This window comes from Bradyrhizobium sp. BRP23 (assembly GCF_020194135.1).
Taxonomy (GTDB): domain Bacteria; phylum Pseudomonadota; class Alphaproteobacteria; order Rhizobiales; family Xanthobacteraceae; genus Bradyrhizobium; species Bradyrhizobium yuanmingense.
The window spans coordinates 1-868 of sequence record NZ_JADYVW010000049.1; the positions used below are offsets into that span (position 1 = coordinate 1).

1 protein-coding gene is annotated in these 868 nt (G+C 54.4%); it reads right to left on the reverse strand.

Going from position 1 to position 868, the window contains the following annotated elements:
* On the reverse strand, positions 1–868 hold an 868-nt coding region (locus I6F24_RS37280; protein WP_225156599.1), incomplete at both ends, for a condensation domain-containing protein.

Here is an 868-nt window from a genome sequence, read left to right on the forward strand (position 1 = left end):
AGATCGAAATTGTCTTTCAGCTCCGTTCGCCGAAACTGTGCGATGAGCTCCTCAGCCTCGGAGGAGGTGAGATGAGATACATCGATCAATTCAAGATTGGTGCATGGCGGAGCATCAAAGCATTGAACCGGACCGTCTTTGTCGATAAAGCGCGCCGAAAGTGCCTGGTGGGAATGAATGACCTCGGTCCAGGCGCGATTGAACCGAGCTAAACTGATGTTTCCCTTAATGCGCAGCCCGCCTTGAATGATGTAGTTCCGGGCAGATGGATCGAGCTGCGCCAAAAACCAAAGGTGCTCCTGGAGGTGCGTCAGAGGTGATCGGTTTAGCTTTCGGCATGTCAAAGCCGTACACGGATTGAGCTCAGTGCGCCCCTCGATCGAAGCGGCAAGAGATCGAATTGTGCCATTCAGGACCAGTCTGAAATCCGCTCTCACTCCTAGCAAGGTCTGCAACTGTCCCAATATAAGCATTGCGCGGAGCGAGTCTCCGCCAAGGCTTATGAATTGGTCATTTACACCTATGTTCTCGATACGCAAAATGCCGGACCAGATTTGACGTAGCCGGACTTCGAGGTCTGATTGCGGCTCCGCGAAGGGCGTTGACAATAACGGCCGAACACTGGCCGGGTCAGGCAACGCTGCAAAATCGACCTTTCCGTTCCTGGTCAGTGGAATATCGTCCACATGGACGATTCTTTCCGGAAGCATGTAGCTGGGGAGTGCCTCAGCAAGAAACTTCCGAAGATCGCTTTCCGCCAGTTCAGCTGGAGCCGACACATACGCGACCAGACGCCGCGATTCGGCTTGCGCCTCCGACCCAGCTATATCTCGCGCCGTAAGCTTTACACCTGCGCAGACAGAGGCGA